The sequence below is a fragment of the Streptomyces sp. NPDC001970 genome (assembly GCF_053594115.1).
Genome location: NZ_JBSFDW010000017.1, coordinates 129,215 through 154,432 on the forward strand (window position 1 = coordinate 129,215; position 25,218 = coordinate 154,432).

Annotated in this window: 25 protein-coding genes; 9 read left to right on the forward strand and 16 right to left on the reverse strand. The window is 70.3% G+C overall.

From position 1 onward, the window contains the following. Positions 1-398 precede the first annotated feature (398 nt). The gene (ppdK, locus tag ACWCP0_RS21525) at positions 399-3,107 is read right to left on the reverse strand and encodes a pyruvate, phosphate dikinase (RefSeq protein WP_451080408.1); all 2,709 of its coding nucleotides are present in this window, start codon (positions 3,105-3,107) and stop codon (positions 399-401) included. A gap of 455 nt (positions 3,108-3,562) precedes the next feature. Continuing rightward, positions 3,563-4,759 carry a tRNA dihydrouridine synthase DusB gene (dusB, locus tag ACWCP0_RS21530; RefSeq protein WP_451080409.1) on the reverse strand — a complete coding sequence of 399 codons (1,197 nt, stop codon included), beginning with the start codon at positions 4,757-4,759 and terminating at the stop codon, positions 3,563-3,565. Between the two features lie 52 nt (positions 4,760-4,811). On the opposite strand from dusB, the gene ACWCP0_RS21535 reads away from it, so the two are divergent. Continuing rightward, the gene (locus tag ACWCP0_RS21535) at positions 4,812-6,263 is read left to right on the forward strand and encodes an MFS transporter (protein WP_451080410.1); all 1,452 of its coding nucleotides are present in this window, start codon (positions 4,812-4,814) and stop codon (positions 6,261-6,263) included. 171 nt (positions 6,264-6,434) lie between these two features. Here ACWCP0_RS21535 and ACWCP0_RS21540 read toward each other — a convergent pair whose 3' ends face one another. Next, positions 6,435-6,653, reverse strand: a complete 219-nt coding sequence (locus ACWCP0_RS21540; protein ID WP_451080411.1) for a DUF6243 family protein — start codon at positions 6,651-6,653, stop codon at positions 6,435-6,437. A gap of 274 nt (positions 6,654-6,927) precedes the next feature. Between ACWCP0_RS21540 and ACWCP0_RS21545 the strand changes: the two genes are divergently transcribed. Continuing rightward, the gene (locus tag ACWCP0_RS21545; RefSeq protein WP_451080412.1) at positions 6,928-7,956 is read left to right on the forward strand and encodes an aldo/keto reductase; all 1,029 of its coding nucleotides are present in this window, start codon (positions 6,928-6,930) and stop codon (positions 7,954-7,956) included. A gap of 38 nt (positions 7,957-7,994) precedes the next feature. Then, a complete protein-coding gene (locus ACWCP0_RS21550; RefSeq protein ID WP_451080413.1) occupies positions 7,995-8,582 on the forward strand; it encodes a TetR family transcriptional regulator in 588 nt (195 codons plus the stop codon). A 132-nt stretch (positions 8,583-8,714) separates the two neighbouring features. Here ACWCP0_RS21550 and ACWCP0_RS21555 read toward each other — a convergent pair whose 3' ends face one another. Both ACWCP0_RS21555 and ACWCP0_RS21560 read right to left on the reverse strand, forming a co-directional pair. Further along, complete coding sequence (locus ACWCP0_RS21555) at positions 8,715-8,942, reverse strand: hypothetical protein (protein WP_451080414.1); 228 nt, start codon at positions 8,940-8,942, stop codon at positions 8,715-8,717. A gap of 147 nt (positions 8,943-9,089) precedes the next feature. Continuing rightward, positions 9,090-10,472: a glycine--tRNA ligase gene (locus tag ACWCP0_RS21560; protein WP_451080415.1), complete on the reverse strand. Its 1,383-nt coding sequence runs from the start codon at positions 10,470-10,472 to the stop codon at positions 9,090-9,092. A 143-nt stretch (positions 10,473-10,615) separates the two neighbouring features. Between ACWCP0_RS21560 and ACWCP0_RS21565 the strand changes: the two genes are divergently transcribed. From ACWCP0_RS21565 to ACWCP0_RS21580, 4 genes are all read left to right on the forward strand, one after another. Continuing rightward, a complete protein-coding gene (locus tag ACWCP0_RS21565) occupies positions 10,616-11,623 on the forward strand; it encodes a metal ABC transporter substrate-binding protein (RefSeq protein WP_451080416.1) in 1,008 nt (335 codons plus the stop codon). Positions 11,624-11,708: 85 nt separating this feature from the next. Beyond that, complete coding sequence (locus ACWCP0_RS21570; RefSeq protein ID WP_351231959.1) at positions 11,709-12,476, forward strand: metal ABC transporter ATP-binding protein; 768 nt, start codon at positions 11,709-11,711, stop codon at positions 12,474-12,476. A gap of 2 nt (positions 12,477-12,478) precedes the next feature. Further along, positions 12,479-13,390, forward strand: a complete 912-nt coding sequence (locus ACWCP0_RS21575) for a metal ABC transporter permease (protein WP_451080417.1) — start codon at positions 12,479-12,481, stop codon at positions 13,388-13,390. 77 nt (positions 13,391-13,467) lie between these two features. Continuing rightward, complete coding sequence (locus tag ACWCP0_RS21580) at positions 13,468-13,884, forward strand: Fur family transcriptional regulator (RefSeq protein WP_351231963.1); 417 nt, start codon at positions 13,468-13,470, stop codon at positions 13,882-13,884. Positions 13,885-13,921: 37 nt separating this feature from the next. Here the strand turns inward: ACWCP0_RS21580 and ACWCP0_RS21585 are convergent, their stop codons facing one another. The 7 genes from ACWCP0_RS21585 to ACWCP0_RS21615 all read right to left on the reverse strand — a co-directional run bounded on the left by ACWCP0_RS21585 (position 13,922) and on the right by ACWCP0_RS21615 (position 18,040). Then, positions 13,922-14,452 carry a YcxB family protein gene (locus ACWCP0_RS21585; protein WP_451080418.1) on the reverse strand — a complete coding sequence of 177 codons (531 nt, stop codon included), beginning with the start codon at positions 14,450-14,452 and terminating at the stop codon, positions 13,922-13,924. A gap of 69 nt (positions 14,453-14,521) precedes the next feature. After that, positions 14,522-15,043: a YcxB family protein gene (locus ACWCP0_RS21590; RefSeq protein WP_451080419.1), complete on the reverse strand. Its 522-nt coding sequence runs from the start codon at positions 15,041-15,043 to the stop codon at positions 14,522-14,524. A gap of 96 nt (positions 15,044-15,139) precedes the next feature. Beyond that, positions 15,140-15,679, reverse strand: a complete 540-nt coding sequence (locus ACWCP0_RS21595) for a YcxB family protein (protein WP_451080420.1) — start codon at positions 15,677-15,679, stop codon at positions 15,140-15,142. 71 nt (positions 15,680-15,750) lie between these two features. After that, the gene (locus tag ACWCP0_RS21600; protein WP_451080421.1) at positions 15,751-16,602 is read right to left on the reverse strand and encodes an isoprenyl transferase; all 852 of its coding nucleotides are present in this window, start codon (positions 16,600-16,602) and stop codon (positions 15,751-15,753) included. Positions 16,603-16,632: 30 nt separating this feature from the next. Further along, complete coding sequence (gene recO, locus ACWCP0_RS21605; RefSeq protein WP_351231973.1) at positions 16,633-17,382, reverse strand: DNA repair protein RecO; 750 nt, start codon at positions 17,380-17,382, stop codon at positions 16,633-16,635. Positions 17,383-17,612: 230 nt separating this feature from the next. Next, positions 17,613-17,831 (reverse strand): hypothetical protein, encoded by a 219-nt coding sequence (locus tag ACWCP0_RS21610; RefSeq protein ID WP_351237011.1) that lies wholly within the window; start codon positions 17,829-17,831, stop codon positions 17,613-17,615. Next, entirely contained in the window at positions 17,828-18,040 is a 213-nt protein-coding gene (locus ACWCP0_RS21615) for a hypothetical protein (RefSeq protein WP_451080452.1), read from the reverse strand. Before ACWCP0_RS21615 ends, ACWCP0_RS21610 begins: the two co-directional genes overlap by 4 nt. 133 nt (positions 18,041-18,173) lie before the next feature. On the opposite strand from ACWCP0_RS21615, the gene ACWCP0_RS21620 reads away from it, so the two are divergent. Further along, entirely contained in the window at positions 18,174-19,028 is an 855-nt protein-coding gene (locus ACWCP0_RS21620) for a helix-turn-helix domain-containing protein (protein WP_451080422.1), read from the forward strand. Beyond that, positions 19,010-19,291 carry a DUF397 domain-containing protein gene (locus tag ACWCP0_RS21625; protein ID WP_451080423.1) on the forward strand — a complete coding sequence of 94 codons (282 nt, stop codon included), beginning with the start codon at positions 19,010-19,012 and terminating at the stop codon, positions 19,289-19,291. Before ACWCP0_RS21620 ends, ACWCP0_RS21625 begins: the two co-directional genes overlap by 19 nt. On the opposite strand, the gene ACWCP0_RS21630 is transcribed toward ACWCP0_RS21625, so the two are convergent. The 4 genes from ACWCP0_RS21630 to ACWCP0_RS21645 all read right to left on the reverse strand — a co-directional run bounded on the left by ACWCP0_RS21630 (position 19,278) and on the right by ACWCP0_RS21645 (position 25,215). Then, positions 19,278-21,419: a tetratricopeptide repeat protein gene (locus ACWCP0_RS21630; RefSeq protein WP_451080424.1), complete on the reverse strand. Its 2,142-nt coding sequence runs from the start codon at positions 21,417-21,419 to the stop codon at positions 19,278-19,280. The two genes, ACWCP0_RS21625 and ACWCP0_RS21630, sit on opposite strands and share 14 nt — an antisense overlap. An 88-nt stretch (positions 21,420-21,507) precedes the next feature. Continuing rightward, entirely contained in the window at positions 21,508-22,971 is a 1,464-nt protein-coding gene (locus ACWCP0_RS21635) for a hypothetical protein (RefSeq protein ID WP_451080425.1), read from the reverse strand. 340 nt (positions 22,972-23,311) lie between these two features. Beyond that, positions 23,312-23,995 carry a response regulator gene (locus tag ACWCP0_RS21640; protein WP_451080426.1) on the reverse strand — a complete coding sequence of 228 codons (684 nt, stop codon included), beginning with the start codon at positions 23,993-23,995 and terminating at the stop codon, positions 23,312-23,314. Beyond that, complete coding sequence (locus ACWCP0_RS21645) at positions 23,992-25,215, reverse strand: sensor histidine kinase (RefSeq protein WP_451080427.1); 1,224 nt, start codon at positions 25,213-25,215, stop codon at positions 23,992-23,994. The genes ACWCP0_RS21640 and ACWCP0_RS21645 overlap by 4 nt, the downstream gene beginning before the upstream one ends. Between the last annotated feature and the right edge of the window lie 3 nt (positions 25,216-25,218).

The following is a 25,218-nucleotide window of genomic DNA, read 5'->3' on the forward strand; positions in this document are numbered from 1 at the left end:
CGGAGGTTGCGGCTCCGTGTCCGGCATCGGGAATGGGGCGCGGCCGGTGGATGGGGATCCGCCGTCCGCGCCCCGCCCGTTCTTTGCTCAACGAATGGCGGAAATCCACCTTCGGCCAAAGCCCGCTACTGGTCCGCCGTTCAACAGCGGCAGGAAACCGTCACGACCGTCGCGAGACCCCTCGGGACGGCTGTGCGGAGCTGTGCGCGGCTGTGCGGGCCTGTGCGCAAGAGACAAGGCTTGTGCGAAAAGAAAAACGAGCGGGACGGACACCTCCGCACAAGGTGTACGCCCCGCTCGTCTCTTGGTGCGCCGGGACCGTCGGCGGGTCGGTGAGGGTCGGTTGAGCCACCGACGGCCCCGGAGTCGTGGGCCGGCGCCCGGCGCCGGCCGGTGGATCAGCGGCTGTCGCTCCCGGAGGACTGCGCCGCCGCGCGGCCCGCCTCCAGCCGCGCCACCGGGATCCGGAACGGCGAGCAGGAGACGTAGTCCAGGCCCACCTCGTGGAAGAAGTGCACCGACTCGGGGTCGCCGCCGTGCTCACCGCACACACCGAGCTTCAGGTCCGGGCGGGTGGCCCGGCCGGCCTCGACGGCGCTCCGGACGAGCGAGCCGACGCCGTCCTTGTCGATGGTCTCGAACGGGCTGACGCCGAAGATGCCCTTCTCCAGGTACGCCGTGAAGAAGCTGGCCTCCACATCGTCCCGGCTGAAGCCCCACACGGTCTGGGTGAGGTCGTTCGTACCGAAGGAGAAGAACTCGGCGGCCTCGGCGATCTGACCGGCGGTCAGCGCGGCGCGCGGCAGCTCGATCATCGTGCCGAGCGCGAGCTTCAGCTCGACACCGGTCCTCGCCTCGACCTCGGCGATGACCTGCTCGGCCTCATCGCGGACGATCTCCAGCTCCTGGACGGTGCCCACGAGCGGGATCATGATCTCGGCACGCGGGTCGCCCTTGGCGTTCTTGCGGTCGGCCACGGCCTCGGCGATCGCCCGTACCTGCATGGTGAACAGGCCGGGGATGACCAGGCCGAGACGGACACCGCGCAGACCCAGCATCGGGTTCTGCTCGTGGAGCCGGTGCACGGCCTGGAGCAGGCGCAGGTCGTTCTCGTGCGGCTCCTTGCGGGACTCGGCGAGGGCGACGCGCACCGACAGGTCGGTGATGTCCGGCAGGAACTCGTGCAGCGGCGGGTCGAGCAGCCGCACGGTCACCGGCAGCCCGTCCATCGCCTCGAAGAGCTCGACGAAGTCCTTCTTCTGCAGCGGCAGCAGGACCTTCAGCGCCTCCTCGCGCTCGTCCTCGGTGTCGGCGAGGATCAGCTTCTCGACCATCTCGCGGCGCTCACCGAGGAACATGTGCTCGGTGCGGCACAGACCGATGCCCTGCGCCCCGAAGCGCCGCGCCCGCAGCGCGTCCTCGGCGTTGTCCGCGTTGGCCCGTACGCGCAGCCGGCGCATCCGGTCCGCGTACGCCATGATCCGGTGCACGGCGGCGACGAGCTCGTCTGCGTCGTCGGCACCCGCGTGCATCCGGCCCTCGAAGTACTCGACGACCGGGGACGGCACGACCGGGACCTCGCCGAGGTACACCTTGCCGGTGGAACCGTCGATCGAGACGACATCGCCCTCCTCGACCACCGTGCCGTTCACGGTCATCCGGCGGCGCTTGGTGTCCACCTCCAGCTCCTCGGCGCCGCAGACACAGGTCTTGCCCATGCCGCGGGCGACGACGGCCGCGTGCGAGGTCTTGCCGCCCCGCGAGGTGAGGATGCCCTCGGCCGCGATCATGCCGTCGAGGTCGTCCGGATTGGTCTCACGGCGGATCAGGATGACCTTCTCGCCGGAGCGGGACCACTTGACGGCCGTGTACGAGTCGAAGACGGCCTTGCCGACCGCCGCGCCCGGAGAGGCGGCGATACCGCGGCCGAGCTTCTCGACCTTCGCCGACTCGTCGAAGCGGGGGAACATCAGCTGGGCGAGCTGGGCGCCGGTGACGCGCTGCAGCGCCTCGGCCTCGTCGATGAGGCCCTGGTCGACGAGCTGGGTGGCGATCCGGAAGGCGGCACCGGCGGTGCGCTTGCCGACGCGGGTCTGCAGCATCCACAGCTGGCCGCGCTCGATGGTGAACTCGATGTCGCACAGGTCCTTGTAGTGCGTCTCGAGCGTCTCCATGATCTGCATCAGCTGGTCGTACGACGTCTTGTCGATCGTCTCCAGCTCGGCGAGCGGCACGGTGTTGCGGATACCGGCGACGACGTCCTCGCCCTGCGCGTTCTGCAGGTAGTCGCCGTAGACGCCCTGGTGGCCCGAGGCGGGGTCGCGGGTGAAGGCGACGCCGGTGCCGGAGTCGGGGCCGAGGTTGCCGAAGACCATCGAGCAGACGTTGACCGCGGTGCCGAGGTCGCCGGGGATGCGCTCCTGGCGGCGGTACAGCTTGGCCCGGTCGGTGTTCCAGGAGTCGAAGACGGCCCTGATGGCGAGGTCCATCTGCTCGCGCGGGTCCTGCGGGAAGTCGCGGCCCGTCTCGGTCTTGACGATCTTCTTGAACTGCTTGACGAGCTTCTTCAGGTCGGCGGCGTCGAGGTCGGTGTCGACGGTGACCTTCTTGGCCTCCTTGGCCGCCTCCAGGGCGTCCTCGAAGAGCTCGCCGTCGACGCCGAGGACGGTCTTGCCGAACATCTGGATGAGCCGCCGGTAGGAGTCCCAGGCGAAGCGCTCGTCGCCGGCCTGCTTGGCCAGGCCCTCCACCGAGGCGTCGGAGAGGCCGATGTTGAGGACGGTGTCCATCATGCCCGGCATGGAGAACTTGGCGCCGGAGCGTACGGATACGAGGAGCGGGTTGTCGGCCTGGCCGAGCTTCTTGCCCATCCGCTGCTCCAGCGCGTCGAGGTGCGCACTCACCTCGTCACGCAGTGCCGCGGGCTCATCGCCGCTGTCGAGGTAGACCTTGCACGCCTCGGTCGTGATGGTGAAGCCCGGAGGGACGGGCAGCCCGAGGTTGGTCATCTCGGCGAGGTTCGCGCCCTTCCCACCAAGGAGGTCCTTGAGGTCCTTGTTGCCCTCGGTGAAGTCGTAGACGAACTTCTGATCTTTGTTTTCCGACACGGGTCTCGACTCCTCGAGGACTCGGTGGCTGCCCTGACGGCGAGGAACATACCCAGATCGAAGGCGCCTGGGTACGTCCACTTGTCCGTCATTCGGCCGTAACCACCCGTCCGCCACCAGATCGCAGGTTACCGATGCGTAAAGAGCGGCGGCCCAGCTTCTTCACGCCTCGAAGAGCGCTTGACCGAAAGCAGGAAATGTGCGCTCAGATGAGCAGCCTTCGAGGCATCTGAGTTCAACTCTTGAACACGGAAGGGGTGGCACTGAGTGCCACCCCTTCTAAAGGTGCAACCATCCTGAGTTCGCTCATCTGAGCGCAACCCTTATCAAGGGTGGCGAGAATCACGCCGCTCCGGGCGGCCGGATTCCAGAATCCGGACCCTTCCGCGCCCGAAAACGGACACGGGTCCGGGCCCCGGCCCGACGCCGCGCCCCAGCCCGCACCCAGGCCCTGATCAGCCCCCCGAGGTGTCCAGTTCCGCATCCTCGCTCACACCCGCACAGTCGTAGGGGTCCTTCAGCCAGCCGTCGGGAAGCACGACCCGGTTGTTCCCCGACGTACGCCCGCGCGGCCCGTCCGCCGCGCCCACAGGCCACGGCTGGTCCAGGTCCAGCTCGCTCAGCTGAGCGCGCAGCTCGTCCAGCGACGACGTCACCGCCAGCCTCTTGCGCATCTCGGAGCCGACCGCGAAGCCCTTGAGATACCAGGCCACGTGCTTTCGGAAGTCGATCACGCCACGGGTCTCGTCGCCGATCCACTCACCCAGCAGCTGGGCATGGCGCACCATGACGTCCGCGACCTCGCGCAGCGACGGGCGCGCATAGGTGCCCCTACCCTCGAAAGCGGCGACCAGATCCCCGAACAGCCACGGCCTGCCCAGGCACCCGCGCCCCACGACCACGCCGTCGCAGCCGGTCTCGCGCATCATCCGCAGGGCGTCGTCCGCCGACCAGATGTCGCCGTTGCCGAGCACCGGGATCTCGGGCACGTGCTCCTTGAGGCGGGCGATGGCGTCCCAGTCGGCCGTGCCGCCGTAGTGCTGCGCCGCCGTGCGCCCGTGCAGAGCGATCGCGGTCACCCCCTCGTCGACCGCGATACGGCCCGCGTCCAGGTAGGTGATGTGGTCGTTGTCGATGCCCTTGCGCATCTTCATCGTCACCGGCAGGTCCCCGGCGTTGCCCACGGCCTCGTTCAGGATCGCCCGCAGCAGATTCCGCTTGTACGGGAGCGCCGAGCCGCCGCCCTTGCGCGTCACCTTCGGGACGGGGCAGCCGAAGTTCAGGTCGATGTGGTCGGCCAGATCCTCGTCCACGATCATGCGGACGGCCTTGCCGACGGTGATCGGGTCCACTCCGTACAGCTGGATCGAGCGCGGCGTCTCGGTCTCGTCGAAGTGGATGAGCTGCATCGTCTTCTCGTTGCGCTCGACCAGCGCCCTCGTCGTGATCATCTCGCTGACGAAGAGCCCCTTGCCGCCCGGGACCGCGCCCATCGGAGGGCTGCCCCCGAACCCTCGCACGCCTTCGGCGAACTCGCGGCAGAGGGTACGGAACGGTGCGTTCGTGATGCCGGCCATGGGAGCGAGCACCACAGGGGGCTGCACGGCGTGCGGGCCGATGGACAGCGTCGAAGGCTGGGCAAGCGTGGTCATTCGACCATTGTCGCGCACTGGCAAGTTCATTAGTTAGGCGTACTATGTACGCATGCCCGCGTCAGAGCTGAGCCACCGCCGGCAGCTCCTGGTCCTGGCGATCTGCTGCATGAGCCTGCTGATCGTCAGCCTGGACAACACCGTCCTCAACGTGGCCCTGCCTTCCATGCGCCGCGAGCTGGGCGCCACGGTCGCCGGAATGCAGTGGACGATCGACGCCTACACCCTCGTCCTCGCCTCACTGCTCATGCTCGCCGGGTCGACCGCCGACCGGATCGGCCGCCGCAGGGTCTTCAAGACCGGACTCGTCCTCTTCACCCTCGGCTCGATCCTCTGCTCCCTCGCACCGAACCTGGACTCACTCGTCGCGTTCCGCATGGTCCAGGCGGTCGGCGGCTCGATGCTCAACCCCGTCGCCATGTCGATCATCACCAACACCTTCACCGAACCGCGCGAGCGCGCCCGCGCCATCGGGGCGTGGGGCGGCGTCGTCGGGATATCGATGGCCGCGGGCCCGGTCGTCGGCGGACTCCTCACCGAGACCGTCGGCTGGCGCTCCATCTTCTGGATCAACGTCCCTGTCGGCCTCACGGCCCTGGTCCTCACCTGGCGCTACGTCCCCGAGTCCCGCGCCCCGAAGCCCCGCCGCCCCGACCCGGTCGGCCAACTCCTCGTCATCGCCCTCCTCGGCTCGCTCACGTACGCGATCATCGAGGCACCCGCCGAAGGACTCGCCGCCGTGCTCCCCTTCGCCGCGATCGCCGTACTCGCCCTCGCCGGACTCCTCATATACGAGCCGCGGCGCCACGAACCCCTCATCGACCTGCGCTTCTTCCGCTCCGCACCCTTCAGCGGCGCAACCGTCATCGCGATCAGCGCGTTCGCCGCACTCAGCGGCTTCCTCTTCCTCAACACCCTCTACCTGCAGGACGTACGCGGACTCTCCGCCCTCCAGGCCGGCCTGTACATGCTCCCCATGGCCGCGCTCACCTTCGTCTGCGCCCCGCTCTCGGGCCGCCTCGTCGGCAGCCGCGGCCCGCGACTCCCCCTGATCGTCGCCGGGTCCGCCATGGCCGCCTGCGGACTGCTCTTCGCCGCCTTCGAGGCCGAGACGACGACAGCTCTCCTCTTCACCGGCTACGTCCTCTTCGGCCTCGGCTTCGGCATGGTCAACGCCCCCATCACCAACACCGCCGTCTCCGGCATGCCCCGCTCCCAGGCGGGCGTCGCCGCCGCGGTCGCCTCGACCAGCCGCCAGACCGGCGCCACCCTCGGCGTCGCGGTCATCGGCTCGGTCCTGGCAGCGGGCACGAGCGCGGCCGCCCACACGGCGGGCTTCGTCGAGGCGAGCCGCCCCGCGTGGTGGATCATCATGGGCTGCGGCCTGTCCGTCCTCGTGGTCGGCCTCGCCACCAGCGGACGATGGGCGCGCAAGACGGCGCGGCGGACGGCGGAGCGGCTGGAGGCGGCGAAGGTGCGGGCACCCGAGGCCAGCAGATCCTGACCAGGTGATCGCGGCGAACCGCTGATCATGCACCGTCGTGGAACGCAAGCGTGGGCCGGGATCACCCGAGGTGATCCCGGCCCACGGCCGTCTTCTCGACGCGGACATCACCAACCAACGAACGGGCCCGGAGTGCCTGAGCGGCCCGGCCCGTCGTGAGGCGAGAGAGCGTCAGCTCTGCGAGGCCGGCGCGGTCGAGCCGGAGCCGGAGTCGCTGTCGCCCTGGGCGTCCTGGGCGCGCTCCTTCATCTTGCGCAGAAGCTCCTGCTTCTGGTCCGACACCGCCTTGCGCTCGGCGTTACGCGTCGGTCCGTTTCCGTGCTGGTCGGCGCGGGACAGCTTCCGGCGCTGTCCGCCCACGCCGAGGAGGTTGTTTCGGCTCTTGGCCACGGGGTTCTCCCATCGTGGTGAGAAGTGATCCGGATGTCATCTGGTGGGGGCGGGACGCGGCCCGCCGCACTCTCACTCGTAGATCTGGAAGAAGGAAGACATGCGGTCGAACCTACAGCCCGGGGCCGTGCCAGGGCATCCGGTTTTCCACGCGCCACACCCGATACCGACCGAGGAGCTGACGAATAACGACTGACAAATATTGAAATCTGTCAGTCGTCATGCCATAGTCGTCACACGACACCCGTTTCGTCCCCTCCCCAGGAGCCCCCCGATGACGTCCAACGCCCCTCGCCCCGTCCCCACCCGCACCCTCGGCACCACCGGCCCCGAGGTCTCCGCCCTCGGCCTCGGCGCCATGGGTATGTCCGCGCTGTACGGGGACACCGACCGGGCCGAGTCCATCGCGACCATTCATGCCGCGCTCGACGCCGGGATCACGCTGATCGACACCGGTGATTTCTACGGAATGGGTCACAACGAACTGCTGATCAACGAGGCGCTGCGCACCGCCCCCGCCTCGGCGCGCGAGAAGGCGCTCACCAGCGTGAAGTTCGGGGCGCTGCGCGACCCGGACGGCGGTTGGTCCGGCTATGACGGGCGGCCCGCCGCCGTGAAGAACTTCGCGGCGTACTCGCTGCAGCGCCTCGGCACGGACCACATCGACATCTACCGGATCGCCCGCGTCGACCCCGAGGTCCCCGTCGAGGAGACGGTCGGCGCGATCGCCGAGCTGGTTCAGGCGGGCCGTGTCCGGCACATCGGCATGTCCGAGGTCGGCGCGGAGACCCTGCGCCGGGCGGCCTCGGTCGCCCCGATTTCCGACCTCCAGATCGAGTATTCGCTGATCTCGCGCGGCATCGAGGACGCGATCCTGCCCGCCGCCCGTGAGCTGGGCATCGGCATCACGGCGTACGGCGTGCTGTCGCGCGGGCTGATCAGCGGCCACTTCACGAGCGACCGGAAGCTCGCGGCCAACGACTTCCGCGGCATGAGCCCGCGCTTCCAGGGCGAGAATCTGAAGCACAACCTCGACCTGGTCGAGCAGCTGCGCAAGATCGCCGAGCAGAAGGGTGCCTCGGTCGCCCAGATCGCCATCGCCTGGGTCCTGGCGCGCGGTGAGGACATCGTGCCGCTCGTCGGTGCCCGCCGTCGCGACCGGCTCTCCGAGGCGCTCGGTGCGCTCGCCGTCACGCTGGACTCCGCCGACGTGGAGGCGATCGAGCGTGCGGTCCCGGCGGACGCGGCGGCCGGTGCGCGGTATCCGGAGGCTCAGATGGCGCACCTGGACAGCGAGCACTGACGGCGCCGCTGTCGGACCGGCCAGGTACCGTCGATGCCATGCCCACCACCGAGACACTGACCACGGATCGCATCCTCGAGGCCACGGAGGAGGTGCTGCGTCGTTACGGCCCGGCGAAGGCCACGGTCGTCGACGTGGCGCGGGTGCTCGGTGTGAGCCATGGAAGCGTCTACCGGCATTTTCGTACGAAGGCGGCGCTGCGCGAGGCGGTGACGGCGCGCTGGCTCGGCCGGACGGAGGCGCTGCTGTCGGAGATCACGGAGGGGCCCGCCCGGTCGGCGGAGGAGAAGCTCCGCGCCTGGCTCGCGGGTCTTTTCGAGGCGAAGCGTCACAAGGCGGGTGGTGATCCGGAGCTGTTCGCCACGTACTCGGTGTTGATCACTGAGGCGAGTGACGTGGTGGACGAGCATCTGGTGGTGCTGGTCAGCCAGCTCACGCGGATCATCGAAGCGGGTGTGCGCAGCGGGGAGTTCGAGGCCTCGGAGCCGATCGCGGCGGCGCAGGCGGTGTTCGACGCGACGACCCGTTTTCACGATCCGGTGCATGCGCCGGAGTGGCGGCGGGCGTCGATCGACGACGAATTCCGCGCGGTGTGCGAGCTGTTGCTGCGCGGCCTGCGGGCCTGAGGTCCTCCGGCCTGAGGTCCCCCGGCCTGAAGTCCTCCCGCGTGAGGCCCTCCCGCCTGAGGTCCACGGGTCAACGGTCCGCCGGCTCTGGGCCTTCGGGCCTGAGGTCCGCGGTCATCCGACCCCGAGGTCTCAGGTTCCCGACCTACCCGTGCCCGTGCCCGCCGGGTCCACCGTGGCCTGGTGGGCCTCGGCGAGGTGTTCCTCGGCCTTCAGCCACGGCAGGAACTGCGCGCTCTTGCGCCAGCCGCAGGTGTCACAGGTCAACGCCCGCTGTATGCCTGCCTTCTGGACGCGGACCACGTGTTCCCGCCCGTGCCGGTCCCATCTGCTGACCTTGCTGCTGGTGGTGGACGGCATCCTGGGCCTCCGCTGTCGCCTCTCGGCTGTCGGCTGTCGACGAGTGGGCCCCAGTGTGCATCGAAGCCCCCGGTTCCGTACCCGGAACCGGGGGCTTCTTGCTGTCGTACTGATGAATGTCGGCGGTTGAGCGTCCGCCGGCGGATGTCAGCAGCCGATGAGGCGGGTCGCGAGGTAGCCCTGGATCTGGTCCAGGGACACGCGCTCCTGCTTCATGGAGTCGCGCTCGCGCACGGTGACCGCGTTGTCCTCGAGGGTGTCGAAGTCGACGGTGACGCAGAACGGCGTGCCGATCTCGTCCTGGCGGCGGTAGCGGCGGCCGATGGCGCCCGCGTCGTCGAACTCGATGTTCCAGTTCTGCCGCAGGTCGGCCGCGAGGCCCTTGGCCTTCGGGGAGAGCTGCGGGTTGCGGGACAGCGGCAGGACGGCGACCTTGACCGGGGCGAGGCGGTGGTCGAGGCGGAGCACGGTGCGCTTCTCCATGACGCCCTTGGCGTTGGGGGCCTCGTCCTCGTTGTAGCCGTCGAGGAGGAAGGCGAGCATGGTGCGGCCGACGCCGGCGGCGGGCTCGATGACGTACGGCGTCCAGCGCTCGCCGGCTTCCTGGTCGAAGTACGACAGGTCGGTGCCGGAGGCCTTGGAGTGGGCGGTGAGGTCGTAGTCGGTGCGGTTGGCGACGCCCTCGAGCTCGCCCCACTCGCTGCCGCCGAACTGGAAGCGGTACTCGATGTCGGCGGTGCGCTTGGAGTAGTGGGAGAGCTTCTCGGCGGGGTGCTCGTACCAGCGCATGTTCTCCTCACGGAGACCCAGGCCGGTGTACCAGTTCCAGCGCTGGTCCATCCAGTACTCGTGCCACTTCTCGTCCTCGCCCGGCTTGACGAAGAACTCCATCTCCATCTGCTCGAACTCGCGGGTGCGGAAGATGAAGTTGCCCGGCGTGATCTCGTTGCGGAAGGACTTGCCGACCTGGGCGATGCCGAACGGGGGCTTGCGGCGCGAGGTCTGCTGGACCTGGGCGAAGTTGGTGAAGATGCCCTGGGCGGTCTCGGGGCGCAGGTAGGCGATGGAGCCGGAGTCCTGCGTGGGGCCGAGGTGGGTGGAGAGGAGGCCGGAGAACTGCTTGGGCTCGGTGAACTGGCCCTTGTTGCCGCAGTTGGGGCAGTTGATGTCGGCCAGGCCGTTCGCGGGGGCGTGGCCGTGCTTCTCCTCGTACGCCTCCTCGAGGTGGTCGGCGCGGTAGCGCTTGTGGCAGGAGGTGCACTCGGTGAGGGGGTCGGTGAAGGTGGCGACGTGGCCGGAGGCCTCCCAGACCTCCGTCGCCAGGATCACCGACGAGTCGAGACCGACGACGTCCTCACGCGAGGTGACCATGTAGCGCCACCACTGGCGCTTGATGTTCTCCTTGAGCTCGACACCCAGCGGTCCGTAGTCCCAGGCGGCCTTCTGGCCGCCGTAGATCTCGCTGCTCGGGTAGACAAAGCCACGGCGCTTGCTCAGGTTGACGATCGTGTCGATCTTGTCGGCGGCCACGGTGCTCTCTTCATTACGACGACGGGCGAAGCGAATGCTTCAGATTACCGGCGGCCGCACCCCCTGGATCAAATCGGTACCGGGAGTGGACCCACCTCGATCTTTGTTGACAATCGTTTCCAAGTTTGTTGAAAATGACTGTCATGAACGTACGACGCCTCATACCCGCCACCGCCGTCGCCGGCGCGGCCGCTCTCTCCCTCGTCACCCTCACGGCCTGCTCCGGAACCTCCGACGCCGCAGGCGGCGACAGGGGCGACGGCAAGCTGGATGTGGTGGCGTCGTTCTATCCCCTGCAGTATCTCGCCGAGCAGATCGGCGGTGATCATGTGGCGGTCACCACCCTCACCAAGCCCGGCGTGGAGCCGCACGACCTGGAGCTGAAGCCCAGGCAGACCTCCGAGCTCCGCCAGGCCGACTACGTCCTCTACCTCAAGGGTATCCAGCCCGCCGTCGACGAGGCGATCAAGCAGGCCGGCGTCGAGAACACCGTGGACGCGGCCACGCTGACCACGCTCGAGAACCATGGCACCGAGGTCGGCCACGACCACGGCCACGAGGGCGAGACCCCCGAGGAGCACGCCGAGCACGGGGGCGAGCACGCGGACGAGCACGGCGCGGCGGATGCCGCCGCCGACCCGCACGTCTGGCTGGACCCGGTCAAGTACGCGGAGGTCGCGAAGGGGGTCGGCGCCTCGCTGGAGAAGGCCGACCCGGCGAACGCCGCCGACTACAAGAAGAACACCGACGAGCTGGTCAAGAAGCTCGAGGCCCTGAACACCCGGTTCACCGACGGCCTGAAGAACACGAGCACCAAGACCTTCATCACCACCCACTCCGCCTTCGGCTACCTCGCCGAGCGCTACGGCCTGGAGCAGGAGGGCATCGCGGGCATCGACCCCGAGAACGAGCCGAGCCCCGCCCGCATCAAGGAGCTCCAGGAAATCGCGAAGAAGGACAAGGTCACCACGGTCTTCTTCGAGACGCTCGCCAGCGACAGGACGGCGAAGACCCTCGCCGAGGACGCGAGCCTCACGACGGACGTCCTGGACCCGCTGGAGGGAATCACGGACCGGTCCAAGGGCGATGACTACATCGAGGTGATGCAGTCCAACCTCGCCGCGCTGCAGAAGGCTCTCGGCGCGAAGTGACAGGCAGTACCGCTGCCGCGGCCGTGGCATCCGCCGTCGTAGCCGCAGCCCTGGCAGCACCGACAGCAGCATCCGAGGAGCAGTTGTGAGCGTGAGCGATCCCGTCATATCCGTCCGCGGGGCGAGGGCCACGCTCGGCTCGCGCCATGTGCTGCGTGGCGTCGACCTCACCGTTGAAGGCGGTGAGGTCGTCGCACTGCTCGGCGCCAACGGCTCGGGCAAGTCGACACTCGTACGGTCGTTGATCGGCCAGGTGCCGCTCACGGGCGGCTCGGTGTCCTTCTTCGGTACCGAGCTGCGCCGCTTCCGTGACTGGTCGCGCGTCGGGTACGTACCGCAGCGCACGACCGCGACGAGCGGTGTCCCGGCGACGGTCCGCGAGGTCGTGTCGTCAGGGCGGCTGTCGCGTACGAAGCTGCGCTGGCCGTCCAAGGAGGATCGGGCGGCCGTGCAGCGGGCGATCGAGCTGGTCGGGCTCGCCGACCGGACGAGGGACGCGGTGGGCGCCCTGTCCGGCGGTCAGCATCAGCGGGTGCTGATCGCCCGCGCGCTGGCGACGGAACCCGATCTGCTGATCATGGACGAGCCGATGGCGGGCGTGGACCTGGCCAGCCAGGAGATCCTCGCGGCGACGCTGCGCGAGCAGGTCGCGGCCGGCACGACGGTGCTGCTGGTGCTGCACGAGCTGGGCGCGCTGGAGCCGCTGATCGACCGAGCGGTGGTGCTGCGCGACGGCTGCGTCGTCCATGACGGGCCGCCGCCCGAGGCCGTCGGGCAGCATGCGCTGCCCGGCCATGACCATGTACATCCGCATGCGGCCGACGAGCCGCTCCGCACGGGACTGCTGACCTGATCATGGAATTTCTCCAGGACCCCTTCATGCAGCGGGCGCTGCTGGCCGCCGTGCTCGTGGGGATCACGGCTCCGGCCGTCGGTGTGCATCTGGTGCAGCGCCGGCAGGCGCTGATGGGCGACGGCATCGGCCATGTCGCGATGACCGGTGTCGGCCTCGGCTTCCTGCTGTCGACGAATCCCGTGTGGATGGCGACGCTGGTGGCGGTCGTGGGCTCGGTCGCGATGGAGCTGATCCGGGCGTACGGGCGCACGCGCGGCGACATCGCGCTGGCGATGCTTTTCTACGGCGGTATGGCGGGCGGCGTCATGCTGATCAATCTGGCGCCGAACGGCTCGAACGCCAATCTCACGTCGTATCTCTTCGGTTCGCTGTCGACGGTCTCCGACGAGGACGTGACGGCGATCTGTCTGCTGGCGGGCTTTGTGCTGCTGGTGACGGTCGGTCTGCGGCGGCAGCTGTTCGCGGTCAGCCAGGACGAGGAGTTCGCGCGGGTCACGGGTCTTCCGGTGCGGGCGCTGAATCTGCTGGTGGCCGTGACGGCTGCGGTGACGGTCACGGTCGCGATGCGGGTGGTCGGTCTGCTGCTGGTGAGCGCGCTGATGGTGGTGCCGGTGGCGGCGTCGCAGCAGGTCGCCAAGTCGTTCGTGGTGACGTTCGTCGGCGCGGTGGCGATCGGTACGGCGGTGACGCTGTCGGGCACGGTGGTCTCGTACTACCAGGACGTGCCGCCGGGTGCGACGATCGTGCTGCTGGCGATCGGGGTGTTCGTGCTGCTGACGGTGCTGGCGACACCGCTGGCGCGCCGACGGGCGAAGGCCCGGGAAGCGGCGGAGTCGGAGTGCGATCTGGATCTCCCGGCGGCCACCGTCCCTCGTCCGGTGGACGGTGCGCCGAACGGCGTCAGGGTCTGATCTTGGTTCGGCCCGGGCTCCGGTCCACGCCTGGCAGAATGGCCCGACGAGGAGCGGCGGAACGTGAGGAGGCACTTGTGGCGACTGCTGGACCCCCCGTACGCGGCCGGTCGACCCGGCAGCGGGCTGCGGTGGCGGCGGCGCTCGACGAGGTCGACGAGTTCCGCAGTGCGCAGGAGCTGCACGACATGCTCAAGCACCGCGGCGACTCGGTGGGCCTGACGACGGTCTACCGGACGCTGCAGTCCCTCGCCGAGGCCGGCGAGGTCGATGTGCTGCGCACCAGCGACGGCGAGGCGGTGTACCGGCGCTGCGCGTCCGGTGAGCACCACCACCATCTGGTGTGCCGGGTCTGCGGCAAGGCGGTCGAGGTCGAGGGCCCGGCCGTCGAGCAGTGGGCGGAGACGATCGCGGCGGCGCACGGGTATGTGAACGTGGCGCACACAGTGGAGATCTTCGGTACGTGCGCGGAGTGCGCGGCGGCGAAGGGCTGACCGCCGCGCCCGCAGGTCGATCGCCTGAGGTACGGCGTCAGGCGCGGGCGACGTTGCGGTCGAGGAGCGCCCGCATCCGGTCCGCGTCGCCCGGCGCGCTCAGCCCGCGCTTGGGCAGCACGTCGAGAACCATGATGTTGGGGTCCCGGCTGAGCAGGACGAAATGGCCGGCCGTCTCCCGGTAGCCCTGGAAGAGCGACCATTTCTGGGTCAGGGTGCTGTGGTCGTTGGTGCAGGAGATCCCTGCTTCGGACACGGTCACGTGGTACTCCCCCTGCCACCCGACGATCCGCTGCACATGGGCGGCCTGTATCCGCGGATACCCCCAGATCACGAGGACGATGAACAGCCACAGAGCTGTCTGCACCACGTCGGCTTGCCCTCGGGCCACGACGGGCAGCAGCCAGACCGCCAACAGTGCGAGGAACGCGCCGCGCAGCAGATGCATGCGCTTGATGCGTTCGCGGACCCGGAGGCCGACGAGGGTGTCGGCGGGTTTCGGCAGGTAGACCAGCTCGACGACGTCTGTGCTCCGGTCCGTCTCCGGCATGCCCCTGTGCCCGGCCATGGCCCCTCCCCAGTTCTGTGGTGAATGGGCCGTGATCGTAGCGGGCAGGTCAGCAGCCGGGCAGTCGGGTCACATGCGTGTGAGGTGCTGGTCGAGGAGCGCCCGCAGCCGGTCCACGTCGGCCGGGCCGGTCACGCCCCGCTTCGGCAGGATCATCACGCCGACGCCGGCCTTGTCCGGGCTGAGCAGGACGAAGACTCCGTCCGTCTCGGCGTAGCGGCCCCAGCTCTGCCACCCGTACTGGCTCGAGCTGCTCTCGGCGGCGATGCGGATGCCCGTGTCGTCGACGTACGCCCGGAACTCGCCCTGCTGCTCGGCGTGCTTCGTCACGGCCCGGGCCTGCAGCCGCGGGGTTCCCCAGAGTGTGAGCGGAAAGACCACCATCGCCACCCACACCGCGGGCGGCATCGCGCCGAGGCCGCGGCCGGTCAGCAGCAACAGCAGCATGAAGAGGACGACGATCACGGCGCAGAAGACGCCCATCACCCACGCGAAGCGCCAGCCCAAGGACCGCTTCAACCTCACGCGAAGGGCCTGGTTCACATCGTCCGTGGTGGGGCGGTAGACCAGTTCCACCGCCTGCCCCGTCACGACTTCCCCAACGCTCCGGCCCTCTTCCTCAACGTTCCGGCCCTCGGCCACGGTCCCTCCCCGGTGCGACAACCCACGGATCCTACTGGTCGGCCCTCAGTGCTGAGGTGGGCGGCGGCCGTAGCGGCGCAGGCGGCGGTCGAGTATGCCGCGCAGGCGGTCGGTGTCGGCCTGGCCCAGGGCGCGCTTCGGCAGATAGTGGACGACGACCGAGTACGGGGCCGGGGACAGCAGGACGAATCCGGCGGTGGTCTCCACGTACCCGCCGAAGGTCTGCCAGCCCCGGCGGGTCTCTACATGCGTGCCTGTGAAGCGCACTGCGTCGTCGGAGTCGGCGACGGTCACGGTCCAGGGCGCGAGCGGGGCGCTCATCCTGGCGTGCCGCGCGGCCAGGACGCCCGTTCTGGCGACGAGGCCGAACAGGCTGCCCACGAAGGCGAAGCCCGCGGCCAGGACGTCATCGGCGAGCAGCCACACCGCCGACGCGAAGAGCAACGGCATGAGCAGGCCTCGCAGCCGGCCCTTGATCCCCCGTACTCGCCCGCGGGCATGGAACGCGTCGGACCAGTCCGGCTGCCGCAGCTCGTACGCCAGCTCGACGACGGTCTCTGCCGTCATGCTCTGCCTCTCGGTCACGGCCCCTCCCCGGTTCCTTTCAGTGACGAGCCGTGATCGTAGTGGGCGGGTCCGACAACCGGTCCAGCCGGTCAGACGGCCGCGTCGGGTGCCGGGTCCTTGCCCTGCATCGCGAGGAGCTCCTCGTTGGGAATCGCCCCGCCGAAGCGGCGGTCGCGCTGTGCGTACTCCAGGCAGGCCCGCCACAGGTCGCGGCGGTCGAAGTCGGGCCAGAGCACGTCCTGGAAGACCATCTCGGCGTAAGCGCTCTGCCAGATCAGGTAGTTGGAGGTGCGCTGCTCGCCGCTCGGGCGGAGGAAGAGGTCGACGTCCGGCATGTCCGGGTAGTACAGGTAATTCTGGAACGTCTTCTCGGACACCTTCGACGGGTCGAGCCTGCCCGCCTTCACGTCCGCCGCCAGCGCCTGCGCCGCGTCCGCGATCTCCGCACGCCCGCCGTAGTTCATGCAGAAGTGCAGCGTGAGCCTGTCGTTGTCCTTGGTCTGCTCCTGTGCGATCTGGAGCTCCTTGGCGACCGACTTCCACAGCTTGGGCATGCGGCCCACCCAGCGCACCCGGACGCCGAGTTCGTCGAGCTGGTCGCGGGTCTTGCGGATGAAGTCACGGTTGAAGTTCATCAGGAAGCGCACTTCGTCCGGCGAGCGCCGCCAGTTCTCGGTCGAGAAGGCGTACAGGGAGATGCTTCCGACGCCCATCTCGATCGCGCCCTGCAGCACGTCCAGCACACGCTCGGCGCCGACCTTGTGCCCCTCGGTGCGGGGCAGGCCGCGCTCCTTGGCCCAGCGGCCGTTGCCGTCCATGACGATCGCCACGTGGTTCGGCACCAGCTCGCCCGGGATCTTCGGCGGGCGGGCCCCCGAGGGGTGCGGCTCGGGGACCTTGTACTCGCGGCGGGAACGTCCCAGGATTCCGCGTCGTGCCATGGGGGTCACACTCTCCTAGCTTTCGCTTTCCTAGTTCTTCTCTACGTACCGCAGCGAGCGCAGGCCGCGCTCGAGGTGCCAGTGGAGGTAGGCCGACACGAGCCCGCTCCCCTCCCGGACGTGGCGCGCCTCGGCCGCGTCCGCGGTGTCCCAGTCGCCGGTGAGCAGCGCGCTGAGCAGTCCGATGGCCTCCGCAGAGGGTACGACGCTGCCGGGTACCCGGCAGTCGCCGCATATGACGCCGCCCGCCGCGACGGAGAAGAAACGGTTGGGCCCGTGGAGGCCGCAGCGTGCGCAGTCCTCGAAGCTGGGCGCGTAGCCGTTGACGGCGAGGGAGCGCAGCAGGAACGCGTCGAGGATGAGGTTCGGCGCGTGCTCGCCCTGGGCGAGGGAGCGCAGGCCTCCGACGAGCAGCAGGTACTGCTGGACGGCGGGCTCGCCTTCGTGGTCGGTGAACCGTTCCGCCGTCTCCAGCATCGCCGTCCCGGCGGTGTAGCGGGGATAGTCGGTGACGATCGCGCCACCGTACGGAGCGATCGTCTCGCTCTGCGTGCACAGCGGCAGCCCGCGCCCGACGAGCTCGCTGCCGCGGGCGAAGAACTGCACGTCCACGTGCGAGAAGGGCTCCAGCCGCGCCCCGAACTTCGACTTGGTGCGCCGCACCCCGCGCGCGACGGCCCGGACACGGCCGTGGCCCCGGGTGAGGATCGTGATGATCCGGTCCGCCTCACCCAGCTTCTGGGTGCGCAGCACGATGCCGTCGTCGCGGAACAGACTCATGGGGCCATTCTCGCGTACGGCGCCGGGCCGGCGGGCCGCGCCCCGGCACTCGGGGTTCATCCGCGGGTGATCCCGCCGGAAGGGCGGGAACTGGTTCTCCCCGGCCGGTACGGTACGAAGACCAAGCGTCGGGGTGCCGTAGCGGGTCGCCGGAGCCTCGACAGCCTGCCGAACGGATGCCGTGGTCCTCTGCCTCCAGCGGCTCGTCGGGCTCCATCCGGGCAGGCTGCCTACGGCACCTCGCCGCGGCTGCGGGCGTTCGCGTAGGACGTCGCCGCGCTGAGGCGCTCCGCCGCGGTGGCGATGCGCAGCGCGTCGGGCGGGCAGTCCCATTCGCGCCCGCCGCCGATCGGTCTGAGCTGGACGTACGGTCCCTCGTGGCCCATGACCTGCCCCACCTGCCCGTTGCTCGTGTCGATCACGTACGACCCCACGGCCGGTGCCGTCATCGCCCCGCCTCCTCCCGCGGTCCGGGCAGCGCGGCGGCCATCCGGCGCGCGGTCTCGACCGTGCAGCGACCCAGCTCGACCAGCACCCTCGGACTCCGGCCGGCGCACGTGACCGGATCCGGTCCGAGCGACGGCAACGTCACTCCGGCCCGGGCCAGTGCGCACCTCAATTCCGCCACAGCCGCCTCGGCGTCCTGGAGATGGTCCATTTCTTCCACGGCGCTCCTCTCGTCATGCCTCGGATTCCTTTTCTTCCTTCCCCTCATGAGTGTGAGGACACAGACCTAGAATCGGCAGACATACGCGCGCTACAACTGCTCGGCAGCACAAAGGAGTTAATCCATGGCCAACGCAGGTATGCGGCGAGGGGCGGGGTCCAGGCAGGCGGCCTGGGAGTTCTTCGGGCTGGAGCTCAAGGCCAGGCGCGAGATGGCGGGGCTGACGCAGGGGGAACTGGGGCGGCGGGTATTCGTATCCGGGGGCTACATCGGCCAATTCGAACAGGCTATTCGGAAGCCACAGAAGGATGTAGCGACCAGGATTGACGAGACGCTACAAACCGATGGCTTTTTCGAGCGGATGTGGAAGAAGCTGATCGCCGATTCGCCGTACACCGAGTACTTCGCGCACGTGGCGGAGCTTGAGCGACTGGCGACGAAGATCTGCGAGTACGCGCCTGCGGTGGTGCCGGGACTGCTTCAGACCGCCGAGTACGCCCGCGCGGTGTACCTGGCGAGCAACCCGCTCGCCGACGAGGAGTACATCAAGGAGATGGTTCGGGCCCGCATGGACCGTGCCCCTGTCCTCAACGACGCTACACGGCCGGTGTATTGGGCCGTCCTGCATGAAGCCTCGCTCCGTATCACGGTGGGCGGTCCGGCCGGGATGGCCCGGCAGTTGGACCACATCGCGGTGATGGCGCGCGAGCGCAAGGTGCTGGTGCAGGTGCTTCCGTTCTCGGCCGGGGCACACCCGGCGATGGGCAAGATGATGAGGCTCATGGAGTTCGAGGACGCTCCGCCAACGGCCTACACAGAGGCTGTACTTTCGGGGAATCTGCTCGACGATCCGGCCGTAGTGAAGCGCACGCAGGCGCATTACGATCTGCTCAGGGCCGCCGCGCAGTCGCCGGAGGCGTCCCTGGCCCTGATCCAGTCGGTGGCGGAGGACTACAGACGATGCGCGAATACGACCTGAGCACCGCCCGTTGGCGCAAGAGCACCTACAGCGGCGGCGACGGCGGGGAGGACTGCATCGAGGTCGCGTACGCCTTCCCCGGCGCGGCCCCTTGGCGCAAGAGCTCGTACAGCAACGGCCAGGGCGGCGACTGCGTCGAAGTCCTCGACGACATCCCCGGCGTCGTCCCCGTCCGTGACAGCAAGACCCCCACCGGCCCCGTCCTCGTCGTCACGGCCGCCGCCTGGGCCGCGTTCGTCGACGGGACCGTCAAGGGACGCTGAGCTTGCGGCGGACCTCGGCCTCGCGGATGTGGTCGCCCAGGTCCGCGTACGCCGTCGCCGCGCGGCGGTACTCCGTGTCGGCGCCCGCCTCGTCGCCCTGCGCGAGCAGGTTGTCGCCTATCGCCTCGGCCGCGGCGGCGACGCCCGTGCCGTAGCCGACGCGGTCGAAGGCGGCCAGGGCGGCACGGTGGTGGTCCGCGCCCGCCCCGTACGCCCACCGGCGCTCCTCCAGATAGCCCAGCTCGCGCAGGGTCCAGCCCTCCCCTACCGCGCGGCCGTGCCGCCGGTAGGTCACAAGGGCCGACCTCAGGCACCGCTCGGCGGCGGTGAGGTTGCCGGTCTGGACGTAGGCCGAGCCCAGGACGCGCCGGGTGTCGGGGCAGCCCGTGAGGGGGACGGCCGCTTCGAGACACGTGATCGCCTCGTCGGGGCGGCGCCGGTCGAGGTGGAGGGCGCCGAGGCCGCGCAGGATCTCCGCCTCGCCCGTCGGCCCGCTCAGGGCGCGGCTGCCGTCCAGGGCCATCTGGAACTCACGCAGCGCGGCGTCGTAGCGGCCCGCCCGGTGCAGGGCGTCTCCGAGGAGCCGGCGGGTCTCGATCTGTTCGGCGCGAGCGCCGCGTCGCTGCTGGACGGCGATGGACATCCGCAGATGGTCCACGGCCTGTTCGTAGCGGCCCTCGCGCCGGTACGCGTCGCCCAGGCCGTGCAGCGCGTGCCCCGCCCAGTCGTGCTCGCCCGACCGGCGGGCCGCGTCGAGGACGGCCGACCACATGGCGATGCGCGGGAGCTGGCTGGGCTCGTCCCGCAAGCGGCTGTCCGCCGTGGTCGCCAGGTGGTGTGCGGCACCGTGGAGGCCTTCCCGTACTCCGGCGCGTACGAGAAGGGAGACGGCGGTGGAGTCCTCCGGACCGGCGGCGAGGAGCCGTTCCAGGGCGCCTCGGCACTCGGCGGGTGCCGTGTCGCGTTCGAGTCGCTCGGCGGCGAACCGGCGTACCAGCGCATGGAGGCGGTACGCGTCGGGGCCGTCGGGCTGCGCGAGTTGGGCGGCTGTGAGGCGCTGCAGGCCAACGTGGGCGGCCTCATGCTCCCAGCCTGCTGCAGCGGCGGCGATACGGACGGTCACGCGGGGGCCGGGGTACGCGCCGAGGCTGCGGAGCAGGTGACGGTCGGCGCCCCTCAGCGTGGCGTAGGCGATCTCGAAGGCGGCGCGGGCGTGCACGTCGCCGACGTGGAGGGCGTCGAGGCGGGCCCGTTCGGCGTTGATGCGGTGGGCCAGCTCGGACGGCTGCCCGCCTACCGCGGCGGCGATACGGACGGCGAGGGGCAGCCGGCCGCAGCTGCGGACGAGGCCGTCGGCCAGGTGCGGGCCGGTGGGCGGGATGTGCCCACCCTCCCCCATGGCCCTTCCGGCGTGGGTGGTACCTCCACCTCCCCCGGAGCTCTGTCCGGGAGGTGCCCCCGGCGGAGGCCCCGGCGGAGCCCCCGGCGGAACGACGGCCCACAGCCTTTGGGCGTCCGACTCGGTCAGGGGCCCGAGGGGGAAGGGAGTCGCTTCCGGGAGGTCGGTCAGCGCGTTGCGGCTGGTGATCAGGGTCAGGCAGCCGTCACCGGGCAGGAGCAGAGGACGGACCTGGGGCGCGTCGGTGGTGGCGTCCAGGAGCAGGAGGACGCGGCGGCCCGCGGTGCGGCTGCGGAGGCGGGCGGCGAGTGCGGGGGCCTCGCCCGTCTGTTCCTCCTCGGGCGCGCCGAGGGCGCCGAGGAGGCGTGCCGGTACGTCACCGCGGCCCGAGCCGAGGTCGGCGTACAGCAGGCCGTCGGGGTAGAAGGGCCGCAGCTCGTGCGCGAGGCGGACGGCGAGGGCGGACTTGCCGAGGCCGGGGGCCCCGGTGACGGCTATGGCACGGTGGCCTGTTCGGACGAGGCGCAGGAGCGTGGCGAGGTCGTCCGCCCGGCCCACGAAGTCGGCGATCGGGTCGGGCAGTTCGGCCCCGCGGGTGGTGTCGTGCGGGACGGGAGCGACCAACGGGTCCGCGTCCGGGGCCGGTTCGGGACGGCGAGCGCGTGACCCCCGTACCGCCACGACGGCGGCTGTCGCGACGAGGACGAGGGCAACCACGAGCAGCAGCACAGTCCCCCCGTCCCCAACCGCCGTACGTATGCGGCCATTGTGGCGCACACGTACGGCGAAGGCGGAGGGGCTGTGGACAACCCGGCTGTCAGGAAGCCGGCGTTCGGGTGGACGGCAGGGCGCTCGCGCTTCCCGCACCGCTCGCGAGCGGCCATTCGCGGTGGAGGCTGCCCAGCGGGATGCGGTGCGTGAGGACGGGCGTACCGAAGACGGACAGCTGGAGCTGGAGGTTTCCGCTCAGGTCGAAGCCGCCGTGGAGGGCCCAGGTGCCGACGACCGAGCCGGTGCCGTCCGTGGATCCGGTGGCGGTGGCGGTGGCCTCGCCGCGCACGTACGGGGCGAAGTCGGCGGTGACACCGACCATGCCGTACAGGCCGATGGCGGCCTCGGCGCCGAGCGCCGTCCTTGCCCGGCCGTCCGCCGTGACGGTCGCCTTGACCGGCGAGCCCGTGACGTCGGAGGCGCTGACCGGGGTCCAGCCCTTGGCGGGCGCGTAGCTGCCGCCGACGCGGAAGTCGCCGGCGACGTTCTGCTCGACGTCCAGGGTGATGCGGCCGTCGGCCTCGACCTGGATGTAGCAGGTGAGGTCGAGGTTCACGACGACGGGCACGGGGCCGACCTGGATCACGGGGTCGGCGTGGAGCCTGGCGAACGGAATCCGCTGCTCGACGCCGCCCGCTGCGCGGCCCTTGAGCTCCCACTGGGCCGTCCAGTCGCCGGTCAGGCCGAGGAAGTGGTCGTGGGCGGCGCCGTCGTAGGAGAACTCCACCTCGGGTGCGAGCTGGACGAAGCCGTTGACGGATGCGGCGGCGGACGCGGGGGCGCCTTCCGCGGTGGCGATGGCGGCACCGACGTCGAGGCGCAGGCTGCCGAGGGGGAGCTTCGCGCCCTTGGGGCCGAAGGTGGCGCCACCGGACCTGGCCCAGGAGAACTTCACTCCCTGCAGCAGGGGTTCGACGTCGACCGATGACGGGTCGACGGGGATCCGGCCCTTCGCCTTGTCGTCGGCGAGGAGGGCGCTGAGGGTGGCCGGCCTGGTGGTGACCTCTGTTCCCCGGTCGGTCTCGCCGACGATGTCGGTGACCTGGGCGAGCAGGCCGTCGGGGGCGCCGGGTGCGGGTGCGCTGGCGATGATGTCGCCGGTCTTGACGGGGGCGTGGGCGGGATCGGGGTCGGCGTCGGCGTCGGCGTCGGCGTCGGCGTCGGCGTCGGACGGGGTGGCGGCAGGTGCGCTGACCGGCGCCGTCCGTGGCGTGGATATGACGGCGCGTCCGGTGCGCTTGTCGAAGGAGGCGACCTTGAGGGAGGTCCTGCTCGCGCCCGATCCTTGCCCGCCCGCCCTGGCGACGGCGGTCGGCGCGGGTGTGCCCGTCGGCGCCGCGGCGACATCGAGCCGCTGGGAGCCGTCGGCAGTGGTCGCTTCGGCGGCGGGGGTGGCACCGGCGGCAGGGCCGGTGGCGGGCGTGGTGGGTGAGGTGGAGCAGCCGCTCATGGTGAGGGCGAACGTCGTCAGTGCGACAGGGACCAGGAATTTCCTGGTGAGGGCACGCACGGGAGGTCCTCCGGCGATGGTGTTGGGGGGGTGGCAGCCGTTGCTCGCGGATCCACCTGCGCGTCGACTCATGCGTCGAGTCACGGGTCGTGTCACGGATCGACACTCATGGATCTACTCGCGAGTAACAGTGACCGAAGCATGCCATGCGCACACGCGCCCGTCACATCGATGGGCCACCAACAACCACACGCACACCGGAAGTTGACACTTCATCGACAAGGCACGGCGGGAATCCGCCGAACCGGTGGCAAGCCCTCGGACCCCTGCGACGAGACCCGTACCGTCCAGCGGGCCCGGGTGTCCGTCCTCCAGCGCCGGACGGGCTCTTTCGAGCCCCTCAGCGCGCCCCGGCGCCCGGGGTCACGAGCCCCGACTCGTAGGCGACGATGACGAGTTGGGCACGGTCGCGGGCGCCGAGTTTGCCCATGATGCGGCTGACGTGGGTCTTGGCGGTGAGAGGGCTGAGGGCGAGCGTCTCGGCGATCTCGGTGTTGGTGAGGCCGCGGGCGACGAGGGTGAGGACCTGGCGTTCGCGCTCCGAGAGGTTTTCGGGGCCGCCGGCCGTGGGGGCGGGGACGGCGGGCGGGGCGGCGAGGACCCGGGCGATCAGGCGCGCGGTCGGGCCGGGCGAGAGCAGGGAGTCGCCCGCGGCGACGGTCCTGATCGCGGCGAGCAGGTCGGCCGGCCGGATGTCCTTGACGAGGAAGCCGGAGGCGCCCGCGCGAAGGGCCTCCAGGATGTGGTCGTCGGTGTCGTACGTGGTGAGGACGAGGACCCTGACGCCGGCGAGATCCTCGTCGGCGGCGATACGGCGGGTGGCCTCGATGCCGTCGAGTTCGGGCATGCGGATGTCCATGACGATGACGTCGGCGCGGGCGGAGCGGGCCAGTTCGACCGCCTCGACGCCCGTACCGGCCTGGGCGACGACCTCCATGTCGCGGGCGGACTCGACGAGCATCGCGAAGGATGCGCGGACGAGGGTCTGGTCGTCCGCGAGCAGTACGCGGATCGGGTCGGTCATGCCAGGGCCTCCCCTTCACCGAGTGGCAGCACGGCCACCACCTCGAACCCGCCTTCGTCGCGCGGGCCCGCGGACAGTGTGCCCCCGACGCTGCGGGCGCGTTCCCGCATCCCGGCGATCCCGAAGCCCGTGCCCCCATCGGCGGGGCAGTGATCGCCGCCGTTGGTGACCGTGACCGTGAGGTCGCGGCCCGCCTCCACCAGGACGCGTATCCCGGATTCGGGGCCGGCGTGCCGTACCGCGTTCGTCAGGGACTCCTGCACGATGCGGTACGCGGCCGCCGCCGACGCCGCAGGAACGCGCGCGTCGCCGGTCCGCATCGTCAGTTCGGCCTCCGTCGTGCGTACGAGACCGGGCAGCGCGGCCAGGCCCGGCAGCGGGCCGTCCAGGGCGGCGTCCGGGGTGCCGTCCGCGCGCAGTACCGCCAGTGTGGTGCGCAGTTCGGCCCGCGCCTCCCGGCAGGTCTCCGAGATCTCCTCCAGCGCGACGGCGACGGCCTCGCGGTCGAGACGGTCCGGGTCGACGGTCAGGATGTGCGCGGCGACCGAGGTCCGCACCCCGATCAGGGTGATGCTGTGGGCGAGGAGGTCGTGCAGGTCGCGGGCGATCCGCAGGCGCTCCTCGGCGACGCGGCGGGCGGCCTCCTCCTCGCGGGTGCGCTCGGCGCGTTCGGCGCGGGCCACCACGGAGGCGATGTAGCGGCGGTAGGTGCGCACATCGACGCCGAAGACGATCACGGCGAGGATCCAGCCGGTGGTGCGCAGCGTTTCCAGGCCCTGATGGGTGTTGACGCTGAACATGACGGTCAGGGTGGTGCCGATGACACCGGTGCCGATGAGCAGCGTGTGCAGGGGCCGGGCGGTGGCCGCCACGGTGTAGAGCGCGAGCATCGCGCCCGGTACGGGCGCGGCGTGCGTGTAGTCGGCCGCGTGGTACGGCGCGACGCACACCAGCACGGAGAACAGGACGAGGACGGGGCGGCTGCGGCGCCACGCGAGGGGCACGATGCTGCCGGCCAGCAGGGCCCAGCCGATCGCGTCGGGAGTCCGCCCGTCGCGGACGACCAGCGCGAGAACGAGGGAGCCGACGGCGGTGGCGGCGGCGATGAGCACGTCGTTGCGCTGCCGGTGCGGCACGGTCATGGGGTCGCGGCTGACGGCGGTGAGCACGCGCTCGCCCAGGCGGGGACGCGCCCCTCCCTCGCTCTCAGGCTGTTTCACGCG

Bases quoted from the DNA above. Each gene is read 5' to 3' on its own strand.
- dusB (WP_451080409.1), bottom strand. From the start codon at position 4,759: ATGACCACGCTTGCCCAGCCTTCGACGCTGTCCATCGGCCCGCACGCC.
- ACWCP0_RS21535 (WP_451080410.1), top strand. From the start codon at position 4,812: ATGCCCGCGTCAGAGCTGAGCCACCGCCGGCAGCTCCTGGTCCTGGCG.
- ACWCP0_RS21545 (WP_451080412.1), top strand. From the start codon at position 6,928: ATGACGTCCAACGCCCCTCGCCCCGTCCCCACCCGCACCCTCGGCACC.
- ACWCP0_RS21550 (WP_451080413.1), top strand. From the start codon at position 7,995: ATGCCCACCACCGAGACACTGACCACGGATCGCATCCTCGAGGCCACG.
- ACWCP0_RS21555 (WP_451080414.1), bottom strand. From the start codon at position 8,942: ATGCCGTCCACCACCAGCAGCAAGGTCAGCAGATGGGACCGGCACGGG.
- ACWCP0_RS21565 (WP_451080416.1), top strand. From the start codon at position 10,616: ATGAACGTACGACGCCTCATACCCGCCACCGCCGTCGCCGGCGCGGCC.
- ACWCP0_RS21575 (WP_451080417.1), top strand. From the start codon at position 12,479: ATGGAATTTCTCCAGGACCCCTTCATGCAGCGGGCGCTGCTGGCCGCC.
- ACWCP0_RS21585 (WP_451080418.1), bottom strand. From the start codon at position 14,452: ATGGCCGGGCACAGGGGCATGCCGGAGACGGACCGGAGCACAGACGTC.
- ACWCP0_RS21600 (WP_451080421.1), bottom strand. From the start codon at position 16,602: ATGGCACGACGCGGAATCCTGGGACGTTCCCGCCGCGAGTACAAGGTC.
- recO (WP_351231973.1), bottom strand. From the start codon at position 17,382: ATGAGTCTGTTCCGCGACGACGGCATCGTGCTGCGCACCCAGAAGCTG.
- ACWCP0_RS21610 (WP_351237011.1), bottom strand. From the start codon at position 17,831: ATGACGGCACCGGCCGTGGGGTCGTACGTGATCGACACGAGCAACGGG.
- ACWCP0_RS21615 (WP_451080452.1), bottom strand. From the start codon at position 18,040: ATGGACCATCTCCAGGACGCCGAGGCGGCTGTGGCGGAATTGAGGTGC.
- ACWCP0_RS21620 (WP_451080422.1), top strand. From the start codon at position 18,174: ATGGCCAACGCAGGTATGCGGCGAGGGGCGGGGTCCAGGCAGGCGGCC.
- ACWCP0_RS21625 (WP_451080423.1), top strand. From the start codon at position 19,010: ATGCGCGAATACGACCTGAGCACCGCCCGTTGGCGCAAGAGCACCTAC.
- ACWCP0_RS21640 (WP_451080426.1), bottom strand. From the start codon at position 23,995: ATGACCGACCCGATCCGCGTACTGCTCGCGGACGACCAGACCCTCGTC.